Source organism: Kribbella sandramycini, from assembly GCF_013131805.1.
GTDB lineage: Bacteria > Actinomycetota > Actinomycetes > Propionibacteriales > Kribbellaceae > Kribbella > Kribbella sandramycini.
In genome coordinates this window covers 232,925-251,558 of sequence record NZ_JABJRC010000006.1, presented here as the reverse complement: position 1 = coordinate 251,558, position 18,634 = coordinate 232,925, and the positions used below count along the sequence as shown (strand labels likewise).

Genomic DNA, 18,634 nt, shown 5'->3' with positions numbered 1-18,634 from the left:
GCCGTGCCGCGTCGCGCCCGCCCAACCGTCGTCCACGCCATCGTCCTGCGCGAGCTGGAGGTGGCCCGGGTCGTCGACGTCACTCCCGGGCTGCGCCGGATCACGCTGACCGGTGATCAGCTGGGCGCGTTCACCGCAGCCGACGGTACGGCGTTCCCCGCGTTCGCGAGCGACGGGTTCGACGACAACGTCCGCTTGATCTTCCCGTACCCCGGCGAGAGCGAGCCGGTACTCCCGGCGTACCAGGACGGCAAGTACCGGTGGCCGTCCGACCCGCCGGCGCTCTGGCGGGTCTACACGGTCCGGCGGTACGACGCGCAGATGCGGGAGCTCGACATCGATTTCGTGAAACACGGCGTCGGCGTCGCCACGACCTGGGCGTACCGGGCGAACCCGGGTGATCGTCTGCACGTCGGTGGGCCATCGGTCTCGAACGGTTCGGCCGAAGGGTACGACTGGCACCTCGTCGTCGGTGACGACACGGCCATCCCGGCGATCGACCGGTTACTCGCGGAGCTGCCCGGCGAGGCGCAGGCCGAGGTCTACATCGAGGTGGCCGAGGAGGCGCACCGGCTCGACTTCCCGGCCCGCCCCGGCGTCCAGGTGACCTGGGTGGCGCGGAACGGCGCCCCGGCGGGTACCGAGCCCCTGCTGCTGCAGGCGGTCCGCGCGGGTGCCCAGCGCGACGGCTCGATGTTCGCCTGGCTCGCCGGGGAACAGTCGATCGTCCGTGATCTGCGGCGGTACCTCATCGAGGAGCGCGGTGTCGACAAGGCCGATATCGACTTCACCGGCTACTGGCGGCGCGCCGAGGTCGTGGCGCTGGACGAGGACCCCGCCCTGCCGGACCCGGAACGCAACGAAAAGGCCTTCGACAAGTTCCACGAGATGTCGGAGTTGCTGCCGCCGCTGGCGATCCGGGCAGCCGCGAACCTCGGCATCGGCGACTGCATCAGCCGCGGTGTCCGCACCGTCGCGGCGCTCGCCGAGCACACCGGCGCGAACGAGCGTTCGCTCGCGAAGTTCCTGCGGTACCTGCAGGCGATCGATCTCGTGGACCGCGACGGCGACGAATTCAAGCTGACCGAGACCGGCGAGTTCCTCACCAACGAGGCCGTCCTCGATCACCTGGTCGCCGACGGCGTCGACTTCCGGATGTCGCAGGCCTTCCACGGCCTCGAAGAAGCCGTTCGCCACGACCGTCCGGTGCTGGCGTCGGTGACCGGCCAGGACTGGGACGCCCTCCGCCGCGACCAGTCGTTCGAGCACAAACGGCTGGAGAACAAGTCCCAATTCGTGCAGATCCTCGCCGAACCGCTCGCGAAGTCACCCGCGCTCACGGGCGTCCGCACGGTCGTCGTCCATGCGACCGGCGCCGGGATCCACGCCGACAACCTGACCGCGACACATCCCGAGGCAACGGTCACGATCGTGGCGCTCCCCACCGCGGCGGCGTGGTTCCGCAAGGACCTGCCGACCAGCATCGCGGACGAGACCCGGCGCGACCGGATCCGCATCGTCGAGCAGTCGGTGTTCGAGCAGACCGAGCCCGCGGACGCCGTACTGATCGTCGAGACGCTCGGACAGCACCCGGACGCCGAGGCGCGGCTGATTCTGCAGCGGGCCGCCGCGAGCCTGGGCCCCGAAGGCCGGCTCCTGCTGGTGGAGGCGACCTTCGATCCCAGCGAGCTGGACGAACACGACGCGGAGCTCGACCTCCTGCGGCTGACACTGCACGGATCCGGCTACCGCACCAAGGACGAACTCGAGGCAGTCATCGCCGACGCCGGCCTGACCGTGGTCGAGACATCGCTCGTGGGCTGGGGCAACACGTTGCGCGTACTGGCCCCGTGAGGGTGTGGTGCGGTCCTCGGGACCGCACCACCCACCTGTCCCCGGGTCAGGAAGCTACTTCTTCGCCCGTCTGGAGCTTCTCGATGACCTCGATCCAGTGCCCCAGGCGCGAGTCCTCGGCCAGGGTGATGAAGTCGATCCGGTCCACGCCCGCGGTCCGCCACCGCTCCACCAGGTCCATCAGCCGGACCGAGTCCATCCCCTGGTCGCGGAGGCTCAGCTCGTAGTCGAGCTCCGTGGGCTGGATGTACAGCACGTCGGCGACGTCGGCGATCAACTGCTCGGTGGTGAGACTCATCAGAACTCCTTGTTTCCTTGCTGTGTCGATGACTGTCAAACGGTGGCGATCAGGATTTCCTCGCCGCTGTACGGCCGCAGGCCGTCGGAGCGGCCGGCGAAGTAGCGGTCGGCCAGCCCGGCGGCCGAGACGTGTTCGGTGTCCGCGAAACCCGCCTGACGCGCGAGCTCGGCCATCGCGTCGGGCTTGTAGAAGCTGACGAACGGCGTACCGGCCCGCCGAGCACCCTCCCGGGAGATCCGGCGGATGTGGACGTCCTCGGGCCGGAGATCCTCGAGATGCCGGAAGTACGTCAGGATCAGCGCGGAACCGGACGGCAGACTCGCCACCTGCTTGAGCGTCGCCGACGTAGCCTCTTCGGTCAGGTACATCGTGACGCCCAGCCAGGACACCACCGCGGGACGGGAGGCGTCGAAACCCGCCGCCTGCAGCCGCTCCCACCAGTCGTCGTGCGCCTCGAAGTCGACCGGGACCAGGCGCAGCGACTCCGGGATCCCGTAGCCGAGTTCGACCAACCGGCCGCGCTTCCACTCCTGCGTCTCCGGCTGGTCGATCTCGAAGACCGTCACACCCGAATCAGGGTGCCGCTGCGCGTAGGTGTCCAGACCCGCGCCCAGGACGACGTACTGATCCACGCCGCGGCTCGCGGCCTCCGCCACCAGGTCCTCGGTCAGCCGCGCCCGGCCGACGATCGTGGCTCGCTTACCCCGTGAGTCGCCGGGGACCATGTCCCCGCGCTCCCGCCAGCCGTCGTCGTCCTGCGCCAGCCGCGCGCCCAGCACGTCTTCGAGGACGTGCGGCGGCTCGTCCACCTGCGTGTGCAGGGCGCGCCACAACGCGGTCCGTACTGCCGTGTTGTCCGGCGTACCGACAACGTCTGCGGTCATGAGCCAGTCCTTCCTGCCTTGTTGTTCATGTTTCGTCCGGCTTCCCAGGCGCTCCACAGCTCGCCGTACACGCCACCGGCGGCGACCAACTCGTCATGGGTGCCGTTCTCGATGATCCGGCCGTGCTCCATGACGACGATCCGGTCGCAGGTCGCGGCTTGGGAGAGGCGGTGTGCGATCACCAGCCCGGTGCGCCCGTCGAGCACCGCGTCGGCGGCCCGGTCCAGCAACCCGGCGTGGGTGGAGCCCGCCTCGGCGGTCGCCTCGTCGAGGATCGCCAGTTCCGGGTCGGCGAGCAGGAGCCGGGTGAGGGCAAGCTGTTGAGCCTGCGCATCGGTCAGCGGATATCCGCCGGTACCGATCGTCGTGTTCAGGCCGTCCGGCAGCAGGTCGAGCAGACCGGCCGCCCCGGTCGCGTCCAGCGCGGCCTGGATGTCGTCGTCGCTGGCCGCCGGGGCGCCGAGCGTGAGGTTGTCCCGCAGGGAGCCCGCGAACACGTGCGTCTCCTGGGTGATCAACGTCGTCCGGCCGGGCCGGGCCACCGTCCCGTCCTCGGGGAGATGGATGCCGGCGATGACGGCGGCCAGCGTCGTCTTACCGGCCCCGGACGAACCGACCACAGCAGTGCGCTGACCGGCCGGAATGTCGAGGACGAGGTTGTCGAACAGGCGGGGGCCGTCGCCGTAGCGGAAGGCGACGTCGTTGAGCCGCACCGCGACGCCCGCCCCCGCGGTCGCTGCCGGCTCGTCTGCTTCCGCCGGAATCGTGGCGACTCCGATCATCCGGCTGAGCGATGCCAGGGCCGACTGCAGGTCGTCGACGACGAACACCAGTTCGTTGATCGGACCGAGCAGACGCAGGACGAGCAGCATCGCGGCGGTCGCGGCGCCGACGGTGGATGCACCGGAATCGATCAGGACGAAGCCGATGACGAGAACGGTGGCCAGGCTCAGACACTCGCCGAAGTTCAGGCGCAGGCTGAGCATCGCCTGGACGACGCGCGCCCGAAGCGTCCACACCGCGACCCCCCAGGATGCGTCCAGCACGCTGCGGTGCCGCTGCTCGGTGAGCCCCAGCCCGAGCACGGTCGCGTAGCCCCGCTGGGATTCGAGGATCTGCTGGGCGCGGGCGCTCATCGCCGCCCGCTCGGCGCCGTAGACCCGCGGGCCGATACGCAGATACCAGCGCATGACGAGGACGTAGACGGGCAGGACGACGGCGAACGCGACGGCGTACGGCCATTCCAGCGCCGCGAGCCCGCCCAGCGACACGACGATGGTGAACGCCGTGACGGTGAGTGCGGGGATCACCGCGGGCGCGGCATCGGCGACGGCGGTCACGTCGTCGCTGGTCCGGGAGATCAGATCGCCCGTCCCGGCACGTTCGACGAGATGCTGCGGGAGCGTCATCGCGCGACGGACGAGTTGTTCGCGGAGCCCGGCCAGGATGGTGTGGTAGACGCGGGTGGCGAGCACGATCGTCACCGCGGTCCCGGCCGCACCGAGAATCGCCGAGAGCACCATCGCGGCCGCGACCACCAGGACGGTGCCGGCGTCGGCGGTCCCGGCCCGCACCCGGTCGACGAGGAATCCGATGATGATCGGCGGGATCAGGTTGACGGCAGTGCTGGCGACTCCCAGCACTCCGACGGTGACGAGCCGGAGGCGATGCCCACGGCTGAGCCGCCAGACCTCTCTGGCCGTCTCCCGGCCGCTCGCGACCGGCAGGGCTGCTGATACCTGGCTCACGCGACTCCCCCAACCCGGACCGGTACGTCGACAACCCGATCGCAGCTGTTCAGCAAGGCCGGGGACGAGGTGATCAGCAAAGTCGAGCGACCTGTGCGGACGGCGCGCAGCCGCTCCGCGATCGTGTGCTCGGTGACCGAGTCGACCGCCGTGGTCGGGTCGTGCAGCACCAGCACCGGTGCATCACTCGCCAAGGCGCGGGCAAGCGCAAGTCGTTGGAGCTGACCGCCGGAGAAACGGTTGCCGTCCTCGCCGACCGGGAGGTCGAGATCGGCGGCGAAGTCGTCGCAGGCCGCCGCTCGTACCGCCGCGGTCACCAGCTCGGGTGCGGCCGCGGTGACGGTGAGATTGTCGCGAATCGTTCCGCTGAACAGCGTCACCCGATGCGGTGTGAAGGTGACCCGGGCGCGATAGTCCCGCGCACTCAAGTCACCTGCCGCGATGCCATCCAGCCGCACCACGACCTCGCTGCCGGATTCGCGCGGATCGAGCAGCGCCTCCGCGACACGGGCCGCGGTCACGTCGTCGGTGCGCACTCCGACCAGCTCACCGGGCTCGACCCGAATCGTCGTGCTCGACGTGGAAACCTCCAGCACCGGCCGCTGCGTCACCGATGGCGTGTCGTCCCCCTCAGGCGCCACGACAACCTCCGTCTGTAGCGCATCCAGGATGCGTGCGGACGACGCGCGCGAACCGGCGAGGTTGGGGATGGAGTCGTTCGCGATCGACTGGATCTGCGGCAGCAACGCCTGCGCCAGCCCGACGGCGGCAATCAGCTCACCGATACTCAACTGCCCGTCCACGGCGAACCAGCCCGCCAGCCCCATCACCGCTGCGACGAAGACGCCGGTGACCACCCCGGAGCCCATCAGAAACCGCCCCAGCAGACCCGCGTTGCGCTTGGCCCCGACGAGCGTCTCCTGGCTGGCCTGCTGGTACCTGCGGGTCGCCTCCGTCTCGGCGCGAATCCCCTTGACCACCCGATAGCCGGCCACGACATCCGTGGCCATCCCGACCGTGGTGGCCAGCAATCCCTGGTACTCGCGGGTGTCCCGCGACAGCCGCTCACTCAGCACGCCCATCAACCACACCGCCACCGGCGCACCGACCAGCACCGCAAGGCCGAGCACCCAGTGCGTCGTCAGCAGCGAGACGGCGATGAATCCGATCGTCACAACGCGTGCGATCGGCATGATCACCAACTGGACCCCGTTGGCCATGCGGCCGACGTCGTTGGTCATCAGCGAGACGACGCCGCCGTCCGGCGCGTGGGCACCGCCGGCGACCGGATGCAGGACGCCGGTCGACAGAGTGCTCCGAAGGCGGTGCTGCAGCAGCTGAATCGCGTACGCGGTCAGTTGGACGGCGAACTTCGCAGCTGTCGTCAGCCCGACGTACAAGGCCACCAATGCGCCGATCCACAACACCAACTGCCCCGCGTCCCCGGTGGACAGCGCTCGGTCGATTGCGAGTCCCATCACTACCGGGACCGCCGCCTCACCGACCTGCCACAGGGTCGCGGCCAGCGCGGCCGGGACGGTCACCCGCCGTACGGAGAGGATTACGCGCAGCAGAAAGCGGCCGGCTGTGGTCCCCGGATCGGCCGCGAACGGCTGGACGGCGGGTGGATCGGCGGGCGCCCACGGGATCGCAGGGATGGATGGCGGCACGGCGCAAGGTTAGCCTAACCTTCATTGCTGTGGCAGTGATCGTCACCTCGTCCCAAGAGAAGTGGGTGTGCGTCCGTTGACGGCTTTTGATCGTGTGCAGTTGAGTACGAGCCAGCGGGGCAACTGGGTGGCACGAAACCTCGCGCCCGAGTCTTCGGTCTTCTGCGCGGGCCAGCTGATCTGGCTGAACGGCCCGATCGACCCGGTCGCGTTCGCCGCCGCCGTCAGCGCCGCGTTCGCCGAGACCGACGCCCTGCGGGTCCGCTTCGGCGACGAGGACGGCGTCCCGTTCCAGTACGTCGATCCGGCGGCGACGCTCGCGACCGAGATCGTCGACACCAGCTACGGCGACGACCGGATCCGGGCCCTGGCCCGCGGTCAACTCGTGACCGCACCGGCCACCACCGCGGAGCCGGCCACGTCATCGACGCTGGTCCGCCGCAGCGACGAGGGCTGGGCCTGGATCCTGATCACCAACATCCTGCTCGTCGACGGCTACAGCATTTCCCTGTTCATCCGCCGGGTCGCCGAGCTCTACTCCGGCGACCCCGCGCCGGACCGCTGGTTCGGCAGCCTGCAGGACCTCACCCACGAAGCCGGCACCGCAGCAGATCTCACGTACTGGAACGAGATTCTCGGCATCGAAACCGCCGGCCCGGCCGACGACCTGTCCGAGGTCTTCGTCTCGTCCAGCCGGCCGGTCGCCGTCCCGATCCCGGACGACGCCTATCCGCGGATCCAGCAGCTCGCCCGCACCGCCCGCGTCACCTGGACCGATGCCCTGATCGCCTTGTGGGGCGTCTACACCGCGCTCGCCGAGAGCCGTGACTATGTCGCGGTCCGGGTTCCGCTGATGCTGCGTGACGATCGCGAAGCGCTGAAGACGCCCAGCGCGATCTCTCGCGCGATCCCCGTCGTCACCACGATCAGTCCGTACGACACCGTCGAAGGCGTGCTCCGGGTGGTCGCAGACCAGCTGAAGACTTCGCGGCGGCACACCGCGGTCGAAGACCACCAGATCGCCCGATCCTGGCCGGGCGGCCAGGCGTCGTACCTCACCTTGCCGACGATCAACATCCGGCTCTTCGACTCGACCGCGAGCCTCGGCGCCAGCGAGACGATCAGCACCGGGCCCGTCGGTTCGCTCGACCTCGCGATCTACCGCACCCCGTCCACCGGAATCCGGCTGGAGCTGTCCACGGGATCGGCCACCGGCGAGCCCGCCGTCCATGCAGATCAGTTCGGCCGCTTCCTCGACACCGTCCTCGACGGCTCCAAAACCCTGTACGAGCTGATCACCCCGGACACCTCGTCGCAGCCTCAAGGCGAAACCGTCGAGGTGCCCAGAGCGACTGTTGACGAGTTGCTCCGCCGACAGATTGCGGCAAGCCCGGACGCGGTCGCGATCGTCACCGCGGACGGCGCTCTCACGTACGCCGAGTTCGACGCCCGGGTCAACGCGTTCGCCACCGACCTCGTCGAGCGGGGCGTTCAGGTCGGGGACCGGGTCGCGATCACCATGCCGCGTTCGGCCGACCTGGTCGTCGCGCTGGCCGGCGTCCTGCGCGCCGGAGCGGCCTACGTGCCGATCGATCCGGCCTACCCCGCAGATCGCATCCAGCACATCCTCGACGTCGCCGCACCCGCCGTCGTGATCACCGAAGTACCGGACGCCAGCGCGGAAACGGCACCGATGCTGAAGCGGCCACTGAACGACCTCGACGCAGCCGTCGTCATCTTCACCTCCGGCACCACCGGCAACCCCAAAGGTGTCACCCTCTCTCATCGCGCCCTCGTCAACCGCCTCACCTGGGGCCGGCAACTACTCGGCTACGGACCGGACGACGTCGCGCTCGCCAAGAGCGGCCTCGGCTTCGTCGACGCCGTCACCGAACTCTTCGGCCCGCTCATCGCCGGCACCCGAATCGTCGTGGTCCCGACCGAAACCGCCCAGGATCCGGCCGACCTCCTCGAGACCATCAGCCGGCATGGCGTCACCCACCTGCTCACCGTGCCCAGCCTCGCCGACGTCCTCGTCCGGCACGACGCTCCGTTGCCGACGCTCAAGCATTGGATCTCCTCCGGCGAACCGCTCACACCGGCCACCGCGAACAGCATGCAATCGGCTGCACCACAAGCAGAATTGCACAACTTCTACGGCTCCACCGAAGTCACCGGCGACGCCACCGCCGGGCAGCTTCAGATCGGCGCACCGGTCGCCAACACCACGGCGCACGTCCTCGACAGCTGGCTGCGCCCAGTACCGGCCGGAACCACCGGAGAGCTCTACCTCGGCGGCGTCCAGCTCGCCGACGGATACGTCGCCGACCCGGCCCTCACCGCCCAGCGCTTCGTTGCCAATGACAACGGAATGCGGCTCTACCGCACCGGCGACCTCGCGCGCTGGGGCTCCGAAGGACAACTCGAGTACCTCGGCCGCAGCGACGATCAGGTGAAGATCCGCGGCTACCGCATCGAGCCCGCCGAGATCCGCGCCGTCCTCGAACAGCACCGAGCGGTATCGGGCGCGGCAGTCGTCGCGTTGGAGCACCCGGCCGGCGGCAAGTTCCTCGCCGCCTACGTGACCGGCGACGCCGTGCCGACCGACGAGCTGCGGACGCACGTCGCCCAGTCGCTGCCGGACTACATGGTCCCGACCACCTACACCCAGCTGGACCGATTCCCCGTTACCCCCAACGGAAAACTGGACCGCCGCGCACTCCCGGAACCGGATCTCACCGCAGGCATCACCGCCGGCCGGGCACCGCAAACCCAGGCCGAGCTCACCCTCGCCGGCATCTTCCGCGACGTCCTCCACCTCGACGCCGACCTCAGCGTCGACAGCGACTTCTTCCGTCTCGGCGGACACTCCCTGCTGGCCGCCCGCGTGGTCGCCCGCGCCAACGCCCTACTTGGCTCCGCGCTGACCTTGCGCGACGTCTTCGACCATCCCCGGATCAGCGCACTCGCCCGCATCGCCGACACCGGCTCCGGAGCCGCCGAGGTTTCCGGCCCCCGGATCGGCGAGCTGCCGCGCCCCGGCGTCCTCCCGGTCTCCTACGGCCAGCAATCGCTCTGGTTCACCGAGCAGATCGCCGGACGGTCGATCTACCGGACCGAGATCGTGTTGCAAGCAGCCGAGCAGCTCGACCTGGATGCACTGGCCACCGCGGTCCGCCGGGTCGTCACCCGGCACGAGATCCTGCGCACGATCCTCGTCCCGGACGAGGAGAGCTCGTCACTCCGCCAGGTCATCCATCCGGAACCCGACGCCGACGCCAAGGTGCTGGAAGTCGAGAACGTCGAGTCCGGGACCCTCACCGACAAGATCGCCCAGGTCGCCGCGCTGCCCCTGGACTTCACCTCCGAGTTCGGGCTGAAGTTTCACCTGCTGCGCCACGCCGATGGCGATGTGCTGATCGCCTACGGGCATCACATCGTGACCGACGCGGACTCCTTCGGGACGTTGATTCAGGAGCTGAACAAGTTCTACGTCGAAGCGGCCACCGGCAATCCCAGTGCGCTCGCGCCATTGCCGACGCAGTACGCCGACTTCGCGCTCTGGCAGCGCCACGTGCTGGGCAGCCGCAAAGATCCCGAATCTCGCTACCAGTCGGACCTGCGGTACTGGCGGGACACGCTGTCGGAGCTCCCGACGGAGACCGTCCTGCCGCTCGACCAGCCCCGGGACCGGACCGACGAGCGAACCATCCGGCCCGCTGCGACGTCCCTCACCAGCGATGAGACCGCCGCGGTCGACGAGTTCCTGGTCGAACACAAGGCCACCCCGCTGCAGGCCTTGATTGCGGCGTTCTCCTTGGCGCTCTGGGACGAAGGCGCGGGCGATGCCGTGCCGATCGGCACGCCGGCCAGTCTGCGCGACGTGCCCGAACTGCAGGACCTGATCGGCTACTTCGTGAACACGGTCGTGGTGCGCGCCGACATCGACGCCGACGCCGGGTTCGCCCAGACGCTGCTCCGCTGCCGCGATCGGATGCTCGAAGCCGCTGACCACAAGCTCGTTCCGTTCGAGCACGTCGTCGAGGCGGTGAACCCGCCGCGACAGGTGGGGATCAGTCCGTTGTTCCAGGTGATGGCCGCGTACGTCGATCGCGGTGGCGACGCGGCATCGCCGCTCAGCAACTACGTTTCGACCACCGCGGGCGGGCCGCTCGCGGCTCAGCCCGCACTGTTCGATCTCGTGTCGAGTATCGAGCGACTGGGCAGCGGCGCCTTCGGGATGAACCTGAACGCGGCCCGCGAACTGTTCTCGGCGGAGACCACCACACGGTTGCTGCGGAACACCGCACGCTTCCTGGTCCTCGGCGCCCAGCACCCGGACGTGACGGTCAAGCAGCTCGCTCAGATCGTTCGGGCCGGGGACGGTCTCGACCACGCAGGTGGGGGCCGCCGTTTCCAGCTCCCGCTCGCAGATTTCGACATCAGCGCAGCGCCGGTCTGGCGAGCCGCGATCGACCACGTCAGCCGCGCCCTGTCAGGCAACTTGCAGCTGGCAATCCGCGACGACGGCACCGGTGAACTGGTCGGCGAGACCAGCAATCCGGAACTGCTGGACGCGGTCCGGGAGAAGCTCACCGAGCTGGTCACGGCCTATCAGGCGAACATCCCGATGGTCGTCACCGCAGCCCGGACCGCGACCGAGTACAGCGACGACGAACTGACCGCCATCGTCGACGACCCGTTCTGGGAGGACTGGGTCGACGAGCTCGCGGACGCGACCGACACGGTACTGCGGCAGCGCGGCGACGCGGCTGCTTCGAGTGGTACGGCCGACCGAGCCGCTGCGACCGTGGCCGGAACTTCGCTGCGCTCCGTCGTACTGACAGCCGTGGCCAAGGCTTTGGCCGAGATCGCCGACGGTGATCTGCTGGTCGAGCTCTACGAGTCCGACAGTCCCGGATTCCCTGTCCTGCTTGACGATGGCGACGTCCTCGGGCTGAGCCCGGAGCGCGCGACCGAGTACGCCGTACTGGCCGGACACGCCCGGTTCAGCCGCTTCTTCGATGACGTTCCGGCGCCCCGGATCCGCGTCGGCATCTTCCGGAGCGAAGCTGAGCTGCTCCCTGAACCTGCTGACGACGGGCTCGACGTCCAGGTCCTCATCGCCGCGAACGCCGTCCGCGTCGGGGTGGCATCGGCGTCCACTGTCGACGTCGACGCGAGCGCGCTGGCCGCCGCGATCGCCGAGGAGATCAGCGAGGCCGGCGTCCCGGCGCCCGGCCGCGAGCGGCGCGCCGCGTTCACGCTGCGGCGCGCCGACCGCGTCACGCTGACGCCCGGCGAAGAAGAGTCCATCCGGGCCCGGTACGGGCGCGATGCCCAGATCCTCCCGCTGGCTCCGCTGCAGCGCGGATTGTTCTATCACCTGCTGCGCTCCCAGGAGTCCGACGACCACAACACCTACGTCTCGCAGATCACCCGGCGGCTTGCGGGAGCTCTCGACCCCGAGCGGATGACAGCCGCCATCACCGGCGTGATGAACAGGTACCCCAACCTCCGGGCCGCGTTCGTCCCGCCTGGGGACGTGCAGGTGATCCCGGCCGGCGTCGTGGTCCCGGTGCGGGTCGTCCGCAGTGACGAGTGGGGCGGGGACACGGAGCAGTTCCTGGCGGCCGAGCGAGGCGAGCCGTTCGACTTCGAGACCCCGCCGCTGATCCGCTTCACGCTGCTCGAACACGGCCACGAAACGTGGACGCTGGTGATGAGTTTCGAGCACATCTTGCTGGACGGCTGGTCCATCAACTCGCTGCTCGCCGAGATCCTCAACAGCTACGGCGATCCGGGGTACGGCGATCGGGTGCCACCGGCCTCCTTCCGCTCCTACCTGGACTGGGTCGACGACCAGGATCCGCGGGCCGCCTATCGGGCCTGGGACGACTACCTGGCCGAGCTGACCGGCCCGACATTGCTGTGCCCGGACTTCGTCGACCGCGGTGACGCCCAGGGTGCGATGGGTGAGCTCACCCTCGATCTCACCCCGGCCGAGGCCGCGACGGTGTTCCAGGCCGCCCGCGACGCCAAGGTGACAGCGGGCACCCTGCTGCAGACCGCCTGGGGGATCACACTCAGCCGGCTCGTCGGTAGCAATGACGTGGTCTTCGGCAACACCGTCTCCGGCCGCCCGCCGGCGTTGGCCGACGCCGACCGCATCATCGGGCTGCTGTTCAACACCGTCCCGATGCGGGTGAGCCTGCCGCCGTTCGCCACGAATCGGGAGCTGCTCGCCCAGGTCCAGTCCGAGCTCTTGGGCGTCATCGATCATCCGCAGGCCACACTGACCCAGATCCAGACCAACGCGGGCGTTCCGGTGCTGTTCGACACGCTGTTCGTGGTGCAGAACATGCCGTTGGCCAAGACCGGCGGTAAGGAGACGGGCGGGTTGGAGGTCGTCGGCGCCAAGGTCGACGACGCGACTCACTACCCCGTGACGTTCGCCGTCGACCCCGAGGAGCGCGACGGCGCGGCAACCGTGCATGTGCGCTTGTCCTATCGCCGCGACGTGTTCGAGCCGTCGGCCGCGGAACTGCTGCTCCAGCGGTACGTGCAGGTGCTGGTCGGTCTCACCGGCCGGCTCGACGAGCCGGTCGGCATGCTGTCGGCACTGTTGCCGGACGAGACCGATCCGCACACGGGTATCCCCGCTGATCTCGTCCGCGAGATCGAACCGGTCACGGTTGCCGAGTTGCTGCACCGGCAGGTGCAGGTGTCCGCGTCGGAGACGGCGCTGGTCGCCGGAGACCGCCGGTTCACCTTCAGCGAGTTCGCCGCCGAGGTGAACCGCTACGCTCGCCTGCTTCTGGAGGAGGGCGTGCGCCCCGAGCACCGGGTCGCCCTGCTGCTACCGCGCGACGAGCGCACGGTCATCGCGATGTTCGCGGTGTTCGCCCTCGGCGCAGCCTACGTCCCGGTGGACTGCGAACTGCCGGACGAGCGGATCAACTACATGGTCGAGGTCGCCGAACCGACGGTCACGCTGACGACCGACCGTGACGTCGACCGGATCACCGGCGCAGCCGGCCAGGTGCTCAACCTGGACACCGCGACCATCCTGGATCGCCTGGCGCAGACCGCTGCGGATCCGATCACGGACGCCGAACGCGGCGGGCCGGTCGCGCTCGACAATCTCGCGTACATCATCTTCACCTCGGGCACCACGGGACGGCCCAAGGGCGTCGCCGTCGGCTACCGCGGGCTGACGAACATGTACGTCAACCACGTCGAGAAGATCTTCGATCGGGTGGTGGATCACCAGCTCGGCCGCCGGATGAAGATCGCGCACACGACGTCGTTCTCCTTCGACGCCTCCTGGGAGCAGCTGTTCTGGCTGCTGAACGGGCACGAGGTGCATGTCATCGACGAGGAGATGCGGCGCGACCACCAGCGGCTGCTGGCGCACTACGACGAGGTCTGTATGGACGGGTTCGACGTGACCCCGTCGTACGGGCAACTGCTCGTCGAAGAAGGGCTCCTGGACCGCGATCGGCCGGCCGGGCGGTCGGTGGCCTCGGACGCGCCTGGGGTCGTCTTCGTCTCCCTCGGCGGCGAGGCCGTCCCCGACCGGCTCTGGCAACAGCTGCGCGACGCCCCCGGCGTCGAGTCGTACAACCTCTACGGACCGACCGAGTACACGATCAACGCCCTCGGCGCCGACCTGGCCGACAGCACGGCGTCGAGTGTCGGTACGCCGATCTTCAACACCCGGGCCTACATCCTCGACGAGAACCTGCAGCCCGCTCTCCCCGGAGTCGCCGGCGAGCTCTACCTGGCCGGTGAGGGAACCGCGCGCGGTTACTGGGGGCAGGCAGCGATGACCGCCGAGCGGTTCGTCGCCTGCCCGTGGGAGCCGGCGGAACGGATGTACCGCACCGGGGATCTCGCCCGGTGGAACGACGACGGCATGATCGACTACCTCGGTCGCGCCGACGAGCAGATCAAGATCCGCGGGTACCGCATCGAGCCGGACGAGATCCGGGACGTCGTCCAGGAGTTCCCCGGGGTCACGCGGGCCGAGGTGGTCGCCTTCGAGCATTCGACCGGTCTGCAACTGGCGGCCTACTACAGCACCGCCACGGACGCCGATCTCACCGAGCCGTTGCGGAACCACCTGGCCAAGTTCCTGCCGGATTACATGGTCCCGGCCGCGCTGGTCGTCGTGGACTCCTTCCCGCTCACGCCGACCGGCAAGCTGGATCGCCGGGCGTTGCCGGCGCCGGATGTGGCCGCGTCCGGAGTCAGCGCGGGCCGGGCGCTCGAGTCGGAGACCGAGCTCGCGGTGGCCGCGATCTTCCGGGCCGTACTCGACCTGGACGAGGGCCTGGAGCTCGGAGCCGGGAACGACTTCTTCCGGCTCGGCGGCCATTCGCTCGCGGCCATGCGGCTCGCTTCCCAGCTGAACCGCACCTTCCCGGCGAATATCGCGATGCGCGACGTCATCACCGCCTCCACGATCGGCGAGCTGAGCTCGGTCATCGACCGGAAGCTGCACCCGGATGCGGATCCGGACGTCGCCATCTCCGCGATCGCGACCCGGCTGGTCCCGTCCCTGAACGGCCGGACGGTGTTCTGCGCCCACCCGAAGTTCGGCGCCTCGTTCATGTACGGGGAACTGGCGAAGTACCTCCCGGACGGTGTCGGCCTGGTCGGGATCGACGATCCGGCGATCGCCGGCCTGGAGATCGAGTTCGACGACCTCGACGACCTCGCGTCGACCTACGCCGACGTCATCCAGGGGTTGCAGCCGGACGGCCCGTACGAGCTGGTGGGCTGGTCGTACGGCGCGCACATCATGTACGCCGTGGCCCGTCAGCTCCTCGGCCGGGGCGAGCGCGTCGAATCCCTGGTGATCGTGGACGCCATGCCCGCCGGCGCGGAGAACGAGGCGGAGCGCCTCGAACGGCCGGGCACCGCCGAGTCGATGCGCGACGAGATGCTGAAGGCCTTCGGCCAGGAGGCGTACGACGCCTTGCTCGCCGACGCGCGGCAGCTCAAGGCGGTCGAGACGGCCGGTCTCCGGTGCGACGTGCTGACCGCGGAGCCCACGCGGGGCACGCTCGCCATCCGGACCCTCGTGGTCGCGTCGTCCGCGACGCACGGGGCCCGAGTGGCGGAGCTGGGTCGCGAGGACGCGCTGGGCTGGGAGGGTTACCTGACGAACTACTCGTTCTTCGTCGCCGCGGACGAAGACCACCAGTCCATCCTCGAGCCCGATTCCGGGATCCCGAAGTGGGGCCCGCTGCTCACCGAGCTCCTGCTCAGGTGATGGCAGCGGCGTCCTGAAGGCTGTCGAAGAGGGCCGCGCGTCGCATGTATGCGCGCGCGGTCTCGAATTTCTCCGCCGTCCGGCGCAGCTGGTCGAAGTTGCGCCGGCGGACCTCGGGGTCGCGCTCCTCCAGTAACCGCTTGTTCGCGATCGTCTGAGCCTGCACGTAGTTCACCGCGGCGTGCCGGCGCTGCCGGCTGTAGAGGTCGAGCAGGTCGGCACTCGCACCGGCGAGCACCTTCGCGAGCTTCTCCGTCAGGTTGATCGCGTCATGGATACCGCCGTTCATCCCCATGCCGCCGATCGGGTTGTTGACGTGCGCGCTGTCACCGGCCAGCAGGATGCGCCCGCGGCGGAAGGTCGCGGCCACGCGCTGATTGACGCCGTACACGTTGCGGTACTCGACGTGGTACTCGCCGTCCTGCGGCAGGAACTTCTGCAGCCGCTGCTCGACGCGCGCCGGTGACAACGCCGTGGTGTCGTCCTCCTCGGGGCCGATCGGCAGGATCACCCGCCAGAGCCCTTCCGGCGCCTCTCCGCGCACCTTGAACACGTTGGCCCACTCGTTGGGGTCGGAGAAGTAGTTGCGGTACGACAGCTCCGGCTTGATGGTCTGCAGGTCGAAGCTGGTCGCGATCTTGATGAACCGCTCGGGATAGGTGAATCCCTCGAACTCGATCCCGGCGAGCTTGCGGACGGTCGAGCGGCCGCCGTCGCAACCGACCACATAGGCGGCCGCGATGCGTTCGGGGCCGGCCGGCGAGGTGTACTCCACTTCGATACCGCTCGCGGTATCGGTCAGACCGGTCAGCGTGTGCGAGAACCGGACATCGAAGTCGGATTCGTTCGCGTAGGCCGCGGCGATGGCGGCGGTCAGCTTGTACTGCTCGTACTGCAGGACGTACGGGAACCGGATCTCGTCCTTCAGCCGGCCGAGATCGAACTCCGCCACGACCTCTCCGGTCGGCCGGTCGTGGAAGCGGTAGGTGCTCGAGAGCAGGCTGTGCTCCCGGATCTGCTCGGTGACGCCCAACTCGTCGAGCATCTCCAGCGTGCTCGGATGGATGGTCGCCGCGCGCTGGTCCGGTACCGGCGCCGCCTCCGATTCGAAGACGGTCACCGGCACACCGCACCGATTCAGCGCCAGCGCGCAGACCATTCCCACCGGGCCGGCGCCCGCGATGACAACACGACGGGTCTCAGCCGCCATGCGCCTGGTTCAGCTCGCGCTGCAGCCGCTTGCTGACCTTGCCGACCGCCGTGTACGGGAACTCGTCGACGACCTCCACGACATCCGGGAGCTTGAACGTCGCGAGGCCCTTGTCGCGCAGGAACTGGCGCAGCTTGCCCAATGTGAGGTCGGCCGCGCTCTCCGGCGTCCGGGGAATCAGGTACGCCTTGACGCGCTCGCCGAGTACGTCGTCGTCGATACCGACGACGGAGACGTTGTGGACGCCGTCATGGGTGAGCAGCGCGTTCTCCAGCTCCTCGGGCGCGATCTTCTCCCCGCCCCGGTTGATCTGGTCCTTCGACCGGCCGACGACCCGGATGAAGCCGCGCTCGTCGCGCTCGACGATGTCGCCGGTGCGGTAGAAACCGTCGCTGGTGAACGCCAGCGCGTTCTGCTCGGGGTTGCGGTAGTAGCCGCGGATCACCGACGGTCCGCGAGTCAGCAGGTGGCCGGGCGCGCCGGGCGGCACTTCGTTGCCTTCGTCATCGATCACCTGGATCTCGTCGGCCGCCGAGGCCGGCCGGCCCTGGTAGCGCACGCTGGTGGCCCGGTCGACGTCGGCCGGGTTGCTGACCACCAGGCCCTCCCCCATCCCGAAGCTCTGCGACAGCTGGACGCCGAACTCCGGCTCGACCCGGCTCGCCACCGCTTCGACCAGCTTCGCGCCGCCGCACATGAGCACCTGCAGGCTGGACAGGTCGTAGGACTTGCGCAGCGAGGAGTTCAGCCAGGCCAGCAGGATCGGCGGGACCAGCGAGACGCGGGTCACGCCGTGTTTCGCGATCAGCGGGAACGCCGTGTCGGGGCTGCCGTTCGGCGCGATCACGATGGTCGCGCCGACGCTGAACGCACCGAGGAAGCCGGGCGACCGCGTCGACATGCTGTGGCAGATCGGGATCACCAGCAGATGCACGGTGCGCTCGGTGATACCGCGTTCGCCGACGCTGCGGCGCAGCGCGTAGCCGTAGGTCTGGTGGGTGTGCGGCATCAGCTTCGGCACGCCCGTCGTACCGCCGGACATCTGCAACAGCGCGACGTCCTGCGGGTTGCCCCGGCGCGCGTGCGGCAGCGATCCCTTCGACTGCAGCGCCTCGTACTCGGCGCCGCCGCCGTCCCGTTCGAGGACGACGGTGTGCTCCAGGTGCGGCCACCGCTCCTTCAGCTCGGCAGCCATCGCGCCGAGGTCGGTGCCGCTGTCCGACGCGACCGTGATGTAGGCGCGCGCCTCGCCGATCTCGATGAAGTGCTCGATCTCGGCCCGGCGGTGCGCGACGGGAGCGACGATGGGCACCGCCCCGATCTCCCACAGCGCGAAGACGAAGGCGATGTACTCGTAGATGTTCGGCAGGTGCACCACGACGCGATCACCGCGCTGCAGCCCCAGCTCCTGCAGACCGGCCGCGAGGCGCAGCACCTCCTCGGTGAGCTGCGCGTAGGTCAGCTCGGCCTTGCGGTCGATGACGGCGAGCTTGTCGGGAAGGCGCTCCGCGGTCGCGAACAGGAGCTCCGGCAGCGTCTGATCGCGCCAGTGCCCGGCGGCGACGTACTCGGCTGCCGTCTCCGGCGGGAACGGAACGACCCCGTCAAGGGCCAGCGGTTCGATGCTCATGGGATTCCCTTCGACGGGCTGCCTCCCAACCCGCAAAGGGTAGGCTACCCTAACGAA

8 protein-coding genes are annotated in these 18,634 nt (G+C 69.2%); 2 read left to right on the top strand and 6 right to left on the bottom strand.

Annotated features, from left to right (window positions below; translation table 11 throughout):
• Positions 1-3: 3 nt before the first annotated feature.
• Entirely contained in the window at positions 4-1,854 is a 1,851-nt protein-coding gene (locus tag HPO96_RS24380; protein ID WP_171676343.1) for an SIP domain-containing protein, read from the top strand.
• A 46-nt stretch (positions 1,855-1,900) separates the two neighbouring features.
• On the opposite strand, the gene HPO96_RS24375 is transcribed toward HPO96_RS24380, so the two are convergent.
• Genes HPO96_RS24375 through HPO96_RS24360 form a run of 4 tightly spaced genes read right to left on the bottom strand, consistent with a single transcriptional unit; the run spans position 1,901 to position 6,457 of the window.
• Positions 1,901-2,152, bottom strand: a complete 252-nt coding sequence (locus HPO96_RS24375; RefSeq protein WP_171676341.1) for a phosphopantetheine-binding protein — start codon at positions 2,150-2,152, stop codon at positions 1,901-1,903.
• 35 nt (positions 2,153-2,187) lie between these two features.
• Complete coding sequence (locus tag HPO96_RS24370) at positions 2,188-3,039, bottom strand: class I SAM-dependent methyltransferase (protein WP_171676339.1); 852 nt, start codon at positions 3,037-3,039, stop codon at positions 2,188-2,190.
• Positions 3,036-4,787, bottom strand: a complete 1,752-nt coding sequence (locus tag HPO96_RS24365; RefSeq protein WP_171676337.1) for an ABC transporter transmembrane domain-containing protein — start codon at positions 4,785-4,787, stop codon at positions 3,036-3,038. The genes HPO96_RS24370 and HPO96_RS24365 overlap by 4 nt, the downstream gene beginning before the upstream one ends.
• Positions 4,784-6,457: an ABC transporter transmembrane domain-containing protein gene (locus tag HPO96_RS24360; protein ID WP_202886349.1), complete on the bottom strand. Its 1,674-nt coding sequence runs from the start codon at positions 6,455-6,457 to the stop codon at positions 4,784-4,786. Before HPO96_RS24360 ends, HPO96_RS24365 begins: the two co-directional genes overlap by 4 nt.
• A gap of 100 nt (positions 6,458-6,557) precedes the next feature.
• Here HPO96_RS24360 and HPO96_RS24355 point away from each other — a divergent pair, with 100 nt between their 5' ends.
• Positions 6,558-15,737 (top strand): non-ribosomal peptide synthetase, encoded by a 9,180-nt coding sequence (locus tag HPO96_RS24355; RefSeq protein WP_171676335.1) that lies wholly within the window; start codon positions 6,558-6,560, stop codon positions 15,735-15,737.
• Here HPO96_RS24355 and HPO96_RS24350 read toward each other — a convergent pair.
• Entirely contained in the window at positions 15,730-16,947 is a 1,218-nt protein-coding gene (locus HPO96_RS24350) for an FAD-dependent oxidoreductase (RefSeq protein WP_171676333.1), read from the bottom strand. The two genes, HPO96_RS24355 and HPO96_RS24350, sit on opposite strands and share 8 nt — an antisense overlap.
• The gene (locus tag HPO96_RS24345; protein ID WP_171676331.1) at positions 16,937-18,577 is read right to left on the bottom strand and encodes a (2,3-dihydroxybenzoyl)adenylate synthase; all 1,641 of its coding nucleotides are present in this window, start codon (positions 18,575-18,577) and stop codon (positions 16,937-16,939) included. The genes HPO96_RS24350 and HPO96_RS24345 overlap by 11 nt, the downstream gene beginning before the upstream one ends.
• Positions 18,578-18,634: the final 57 nt, after the last annotated feature.